This window comes from Candidatus Thiosymbion oneisti (genome assembly GCF_004359955.1).
GTDB classification, from domain to species: domain Bacteria; phylum Pseudomonadota; class Gammaproteobacteria; order Chromatiales; family Chromatiaceae; genus Thiosymbion; species Thiosymbion oneisti.
Window position 1 is genome coordinate 1 of the sequence record NZ_SMSC01000059.1, and the last position, 7,098, is coordinate 7,098.

Below are 7,098 nucleotides of genomic sequence, written 5' to 3' on the forward strand. Positions count from 1 at the left end.
ACATAGCGGATGCACAGAAATGCTCGGCGTCTTAAGGAAACGCTGATCTAGTCGGTTTCTTGATGCGTTTCGCTTTATCGGTCTGCCAACTTATCAATAGGGCCAGAGATAAGCCCAATTTAGGATCGATTCTGCCGGCATTTTGCGGCGCGGGTAGCCGCTATTCGCCCTTTTTCTGAATTTAGGACGCACCTTGGCCGCGGTGCGCCAACAAAGCCTTCTTGGCGATAACCAGATTCGCCAGAGCAAACAGGCTGTACAGGTGGGCAGTATTCTTAGCCAGGCCCTGGTAGCGGACCTTGCGATGACCGAACAGGTTCTTCAGGACGTGAATCGGATGCTCAACGCGCGCGCGAAACTACGCTTTGAGCCGTTCGGCGCGACGCGCCAACTCCTTCAGCGGACCTTCGGCCATCGCCCTGAGCTTGCCGCGCTTCATGGCGATGTACCCTTTGAGCGTCTTGTCCTTGAGCGCTTCGCGTTTGTTCGCCCCGATGTAGCCGGCATCAGCGAAGACGACCTCCTCTTGGCCATGGAGCAGGTGCTCGCTCTGGCTCACGTCCGAGACGTTGGCGGCGGTCCCGACCAGGCTGTGCACCCGTCCGGAATCGGCGTTGGCACCGATGTGTGCTTTCATCCCGAAGTACCATTGCTTGCCCTGCGGGTCTGGTGCATCTGTCCATCGCGTGCCTTCTGTTTAGGGTCAAGGTACCCTTGTTCAACCGCAGGCCGTGCTCAACAAGATGCTTGTTGATGCTCTCAAAGATCCTCTTGGTCAGTGCGTGCTCTTCGAGCAAGTGGCGAAAGCCCAGCCGCGTGGTGGCGTCGGGTACCGACTCGCGTTAATCAGTTGGAGAGTAAAGACGCACAAGGGTTGTGTGCAGGTGGGGAACGACGACTCGAAGTATGTCCTGATGGCACAAGGTGAAGCCGCCGCGGTTTCCGCCGAAGCTGAAAAAGCTCGCCCTGGAACGAGTGAGGTCGGCTACACCATGGCCGATCAAGTTATAAACGCCGGTGCCGAGAAAGGCCTCGGTCCACACCGATGATTCGTCACCCGTGAGGTTGCCGGCATGGAGCACTTGTGGTGTCTGGCTCCGTACCCAACGGTCGAACAGCGGACTGACGAACTGGTCATTGTTCTTGACAACCGTCCGGATGTAGTCCTCTGGGAAATCCACATTGCGGCAGATCACTACGCGCCGCACGCCCATTTCCAGTATGCCGAAGGCAACCATCTCGTGCGGCAAGACGGCACGTACCGCCCCCTGCAACAACGCTTTTCAAATCCAGCGTAGCAGGAGATTAACAGACACTTCTCAATGAAGGTACAAAGATTCGTGATCTCCAGTGAGGTCGGCTTGCAGCTATCCGCGCTCAAGATAATCCCTCTCTCAAGTAACTTCGCTCCCTCAGATTCGGTGACGGTCTTTATGCTATCTCGATCGATGGTGCATCGAAAAGAGTCGGTCGTCGTGGCCATGAATCGAGGCCAGCTCTAAGGAAACGCAGGTTTCTTCGCCTATTGATCGGCGCAAGGATGCACCGCCATTTTCGGCTCAGCCCCTGATCTCTAGCCGCGCCCCGAGGGTGTGGCCTGTGACATCCACTCATTGTCTACCGCCACCCGCTCCCTGACTCCGGTAGCGGGGTCGGTGATGGTAGTTAGGTCCTGCTTTTCGGGGAGCCGGCGGAAGGTGGGATCCATGTCGTTGAGGACGTAGAAGATATGCTTGATGTACTTGGGAAGATAATAGCTGTAGGTGATCTTCTCCTGGGCCATGAGGAAGCGGTCCAGCTCGTCGAGGAAGCGGACCGCCTCCAGGGTAGTCATGCTGCCCGCACCGTTGCCCTGCACCGCTATCCAGCCGGGGCTGGTACCGGCCACATGGTCGTTGACGAACTGATCGGCCAGCCGGAACGGATTGTCGGCGGCGAAATATTCGGCACCGGCATCCTCCACACGCAGGTTGGTCGCCAGCACGGCGGCGGTAACAAGCAGCATCGCGAACAGCACCCCAAAGCGGCCACGATGGTCGATAAGGGTAGTAAAACGCCGCTCGAGGAACGGCCCGAGCCAGTCCCTAGGGGGCGCCGGAGGCATCTTGAACAGATGGCGCCCACCCCACAGATATAGCCAGGCGGGAATGAGGAACAAGGAGACCACCTGCGCCACCACCAATCCGACCGCCATGAACAGACCGAAGGTTCGGGTGCTAGAAATGGCCGAAGCGGTGCCCACCAGGAAGCCGAGCACGGTCGTGACGGTAGTGAGCACCACCGGCGAGACCATCGCCCGCATAGTGTCGGCGGTGGCCGCGCGGTTGTCCCGACCCGCCGCGCGGTTGGTGTAATAGTCGCTCATGATGTGCAACGCGTCGGCACTACAGAGGGTGATGAGGAGTACCGGTAGCACGCTGGTGATCAGGTCCAAAGGGACTTGGAGGATGGCCATCAGGCCAAGCGTCCAGAGGGTGCACATGACCACGTTGACCAGCGGCAGCAGCACGCCGAGGGAACGGTGGAAGAAGAGCAACAGGATCATAGTAACCACCGCCAGCGCCAACGGGAAGAGCGTCCCCATGTCACGGTCCATAAGCGCCTTCTGTTCGGCGATGAAGATGGGAACGCCGGCGATGAAGATGTCGTCCTCGAACTTGGGGTGCTCGGCGCGATACGCGTCCACCATCGTCTTAAAGGCGTTGTAGGCGCGCAGCTGTCCTTCGGCGTCGTCCTGGACGGATCTGATCTCCACTGTGATCAGCGCCAATTTCGCTCGTCTGTCGAGACGACGCCGTTGACCATGATCTCGTTGCCCATGATCTGGTTCCGGATCGCTGCCGGGTTACCCGCCGAGGTGGAGTCATGCAGACTCTTGCGCACCACCAGGGTGCCGTCCGCGTCGGTAAAGACGTTCTCGGTGGCGGCCATCCCCGCCATCTCCTTGATGGGGTTGAGGCGATAGGGGAGATAGCGCAGGAAGATCCGTTCGGCATAAGAGAGGGCCGTCAGCTCGTCCCCCGTCGACAACGCCGTCGCCGCGAAGTAGTCGTTTTGCTCCAGGCCGTTGGCGAGTATGGCCTCCAAGGGTTCCCTCAACCGGGGATGGGCTGCTGCGATGGCACGCAGCTGCGCACCATCGGTCGCCTCGTCCACCAGCTTGATGCGCTTAGCGCGCCGGGTGAGCTCGTAGATCGCCGCCAAGGTCGTCTCGTTGAAGACGCCGCGCGGATTGTAGAGGGCTATCAGCACCGCGTCGTGGGTGCCGGAGAACTCCTGTTGGAGATCCAGGATGCCCTTGCGCGCCGGATGGTCTTCGGCAAGCAGGTAGGGGTTACTGTCGGCGGTGAGCTGTTCGAGCTGGATGGCGAAAAAGGCGGTGATGGCGAACAGCACCGCCAAGATCGGCAGCGCCAGACGCTCACAGTACTTAAGGTAGGTATCCATGGACTCCGCTTCGGAGGATGTCGCGCCTGAACAGTGCATCGGCGAGACCGACGTTGTACTTGACGTTGCTGAAGATTAAATCAGAACGTTTACCTTCCACGTGATTGGTCATCTGCGTCCGATCGATGGTCCAGATCGACTAGCGCCGGCTGAGTTTCTTGACCTTCAGCTCTTTAAACAGCACGTCCTTGGCGTCATAGTATGTTTGGCGCAACACCACATGCACCTCCTTGTCTACCCATACCCGGGTCTTGTGATACCCGGTTTTGGCGATGATGCGTTCTCCTTTTGGGATGCGCTCGATCACCCAGCAACGCCTTCCTAGCACCTTCTCCTCGCCGGTGAGCCGTTGGCGATAGTCGTGCACGCGCAGCTTGTCGAGATCGTAGTAGGAGAACTCGCTCCCCATGAAGGACCCCCGCTTGTCGGTAGTGGCGATGCGGCGCACTTGGCGAAAGGCCGGCAGGTACATCCATTGATCGTCCTCGGTGCCGGTGTCCTCATCATAGTTGATGCTCTGGAAGGCGACGCCGCGCACGTCGGCGGGGGCCGTAAAGTAGAGGGTAAGCCGATCCTCGCCGGGGAAGTCCCGCTGCAGATAGATCAGTGTGCGCTCGCAGGTCCGCCCGTTGCGGTCGCCGATGATCAGCTTCAGGTCGAAAATGACGTCTTTTCCATCGTCACGGTCCCGGACCAGCTGGAGGATACCATCCGCGCGGACCTCCGGTTCCGTCGCCCCGGCACAGGGGAACAGTAGGATGAGCAGCGGAGGAAAGCGAGAGCCAAGCGGCTGTTACTGCGGCGTGGATTGTGGCGGTGAGTGCCCCGCAGGGTTGCCGCAAGGTCGAGACGAGGGGGGAACGCGATCATCGGTCTTTTCTCCGCAGAGTGATGGTGGCGCACGGCGCCGAAATGGTCACAGCTGATACTTGATCTCCCAAAGGATTCGATCGTTGTGATCGAACTGGCCGAACAGGCCGTCGCTGGCGCCGTCGAACAGATCAACGGAAACGCCATAGGACCAGTGATCGTCCGGGCGGTAGGTCAGGCGGAACTGGAGCATACTGCCGTCGCCGTGCATGGGCATCAGACTCCACTTCGCCTCCGAACGCAGCTTGGCGTCGAAATGGCTGCCCTCTGCCGAGAAGGTCAGGAGCGGCTGGCGCTCCGCCACCCCGAAGGCGGGCGACCAACTGTCGATAAGGTGATCCATCGCCTGGGCCGAGAAGAACCAATCCTTGAAGTCCCCTGCCGTCAAAAAGGGGGTGTCGGCATTGGCAGTGCAGACCACCAGATCCGCTTCCCGCAGGCACCCCCGGTCGCTGGTGATACGGATGGGTGCCACTTCGCCGTAGTGCTCCTGAACCCTCTCCGCCACCACGGCATCAATCTTCCCTGGTTCCGATTCCGGGTCCAGTCCACGCAGCAGTCCACTTTCGGCCAGCGCCGCCTCGATGCCGGCCGGTTTGTCCCGTCCCTTGGTCACCGCATCGAAGGCGTCGCCGTAAATCCTCTCGGCGGTCCGGCGCAGGCGAGCAAGGGAGTCCTTACGACCACTGCCGAGCAGGGTAAGACGAGGTACGCGTGCCGCCAGCAGCGAGGCGTAGGCGGTGGCGATGTTTCCTGCCCCTCCCACCACCACCAAAGTGGAGTTCGCAGGATCGATCCCCCGCTCGGCCATGGCCCGTTCCAGCGCCTCCAATCCCATGCCGACGGTCAGGGCGTTGCCGGAGGTAAGGGCGACCTGTGGGGTGCGCAGCGAGGTACAGTTGTTGGTGACGATAGAGGTGTACATTCCCAACCCCACCACCTCGCAACCATCAGCGGCGGCGGCCAGGACGCGCTCTTCCACCTCGGCCCGAATTCCGTTCAGATCGCCGCCACGCAGATAGCCGACCATCTGCTCCGAGCACACCGCCAGCGGGTAGAGGGAAAAATCGACGGCCCCGCCGAGGGAGGAACGGATTCGGATCGGGTCGTAGGGTGCGGCACCTTTATTCGGCACCATCCGAAGAACGAAGCGGCGCAGCTCCGCCGCATCCAGCCCGGCGAGCGAGGGATCTACCTGGGTGAGCCACTGCGGGGTGATGAGGTGGTTGATGAACGCCACCTTGCGCGTCGCACCGGCACCCCGCGCCGGTATTCCCCGCCAGCCGGCGAAGGCGTCCCGAAAGTCGCGGATGTCGTTCCTTGGAGGGGGTCGCCTGGTATGGGTGATGGGATGGACAAGGTGAAGCGCGTCCTGCTTACGAAGCATCTCGCAAATGCGCTCCTTGTCGGCAAGGCTCAACCCACTGCTGTCCAAGGCCTGACAGGCAGCATAGAGCGCAAGCATGGAATGGGGCTCGAGGCCGTTTGCGTCACCGTTGCCCAGCGCCACGCGCTGCCGCACATAGCGCCACTCATCCCGGCTCAAGAAGGCACCTACGGGGTTTACAAGGCCGTAGGCTTCCAGCAGGCAGCTCTTGGCGATGCAGCTCTTGCCGGCGACGATGTGCCGAAAAAGCTGCTTGGGGGACGCTGCCCGTGCGGTAACCAAACCAAGGCCCGTAACGGCGATGTCGAGGCTGTTCACGCTGTCGGCAAGGGCAAACTCCGGGCCTGATCAGGATACGTGCAAAAATTAGTAATCTCGGCGCAACGCCCGGCTACTCGCCCACTTCCCGCAAGAGCACTAGCTGTAACGGCCCACAATCATAATCTGCCTGGCCCGTAAACAGCAGCCCGAACCCACACTCCGTGCAACTCAGGGAGTGAAGGGGTGCAGGCATCAGAGGAGAGAAACCGGAAATCAGTTCAGCCGGAAAGGTGGCCAGGGACCCTCCGGTTTGAAGTCCTTTCCGGATCGTCACCGAGCGTAAGCCAAGCCGGCAATTGGCAAGCCCTTGTCATAGAACGTGAACCCATTTGGCACGAAGCATGATCTGAACCCCCTGCCTATTATCAGTCGGTCACATCCTATACTTCTGCCTGGTGCCAGCACTGGTACCACTGTTAAGCGAACCTGAGCGCAACCCAACCCCCAACATTGTCTCCACCCCACACCGGCGAGGCACTCGTCCAATGGAATACTGCGCTTCTCCCCCTTTGCCCGGAGTTAGGTGGTCGTGACGGAACGGGGCGATCTCCAGGGAATGTGATCCATCGTAATATCAGAAAAATCTGATATTTTAAAATATGCACTCCAACCGCGGATCCAAGGATATGACCGAGCTGGTCCTTTCCAAGATTCACCTGGCTGCAATAAGGCCAACAGTACAATTGTTGGCTTCGGAGTCGTTGCACTGCACAGGGATCCTTCTGGTTCTCGGAACGGGTAGTCACGATGGAACGTAATTTGCCTCAAGTAATCCTTAAGCAGATCCGTGATGAAGATAGGATCCACTGCACTGCATAGGAATCCTTCTGGTGCTCGGAACGGGCAGTCATGATGGAACATAATTTGCCTCTAAGAATCCTAAGCAGATCCGCGATGAGAATAGGATCCGCATCTTGATTGCAGGCGAGGGGGCGATGGAACGACCCTGATTTCCATCAATCGGATCAGTTGTGAGTCCGGAATGCTTACGGCCCTTCAAGGTCTCCACAAGGGTGCAGGCAGGTTTGAGATCCATGAATATCTGTAGTCTCATCGTCCAGACTCGCCCCAAC

The 7,098-nt window shown here is 59.6% G+C and carries 6 protein-coding genes and 1 pseudogene; 1 reads left to right on the forward strand and 6 read right to left on the reverse strand.

Annotation, left to right across the window (positions count from 1 at the left end; all coding sequences use genetic code 11):
• Positions 1-181: 181 nt before the first annotated feature.
• The 5 genes and pseudogenes from E1958_RS21475 to E1958_RS20585 all read right to left on the reverse strand — a co-directional run.
• A pseudogene (locus E1958_RS21475) lies at positions 182-839 on the reverse strand (IS5 family transposase); the annotation flags it as partial.
• Between the two features lie 3 nt (positions 840-842).
• Complete coding sequence (locus E1958_RS19125) at positions 843-1,277, reverse strand: hypothetical protein (protein WP_133513291.1); 435 nt, start codon at positions 1,275-1,277, stop codon at positions 843-845.
• Between the two features lie 296 nt (positions 1,278-1,573).
• The gene (locus tag E1958_RS19130; RefSeq protein ID WP_133513292.1) at positions 1,574-2,770 is read right to left on the reverse strand and encodes an MMPL family transporter; all 1,197 of its coding nucleotides are present in this window, start codon (positions 2,768-2,770) and stop codon (positions 1,574-1,576) included.
• On the reverse strand, positions 2,761-3,447 hold the full coding sequence (locus tag E1958_RS19135; RefSeq protein WP_133513293.1) for a hypothetical protein: 687 nt from the start codon (positions 3,445-3,447) through the stop codon (positions 2,761-2,763). Before E1958_RS19135 ends, E1958_RS19130 begins: the two co-directional genes overlap by 10 nt.
• A gap of 139 nt (positions 3,448-3,586) precedes the next feature.
• Positions 3,587-3,985 (reverse strand): outer membrane lipoprotein-sorting protein, encoded by a 399-nt coding sequence (locus E1958_RS20585; RefSeq protein ID WP_165742368.1) that lies wholly within the window; start codon positions 3,983-3,985, stop codon positions 3,587-3,589.
• Between E1958_RS20585 and E1958_RS21030 the strand changes: the two genes are divergently transcribed.
• The gene (locus E1958_RS21030) at positions 3,923-4,204 is read left to right on the forward strand and encodes a hypothetical protein (RefSeq protein WP_165742365.1); all 282 of its coding nucleotides are present in this window, start codon (positions 3,923-3,925) and stop codon (positions 4,202-4,204) included. The two genes, E1958_RS20585 and E1958_RS21030, sit on opposite strands and share 63 nt — an antisense overlap.
• 159 nt (positions 4,205-4,363) lie before the next feature.
• Here the strand turns inward: E1958_RS21030 and E1958_RS19145 are convergent, their stop codons facing one another.
• A complete protein-coding gene (locus tag E1958_RS19145) occupies positions 4,364-6,022 on the reverse strand; it encodes a hypothetical protein (protein WP_133513295.1) in 1,659 nt (552 codons plus the stop codon).
• Positions 6,023-7,098: the final 1,076 nt, after the last annotated feature.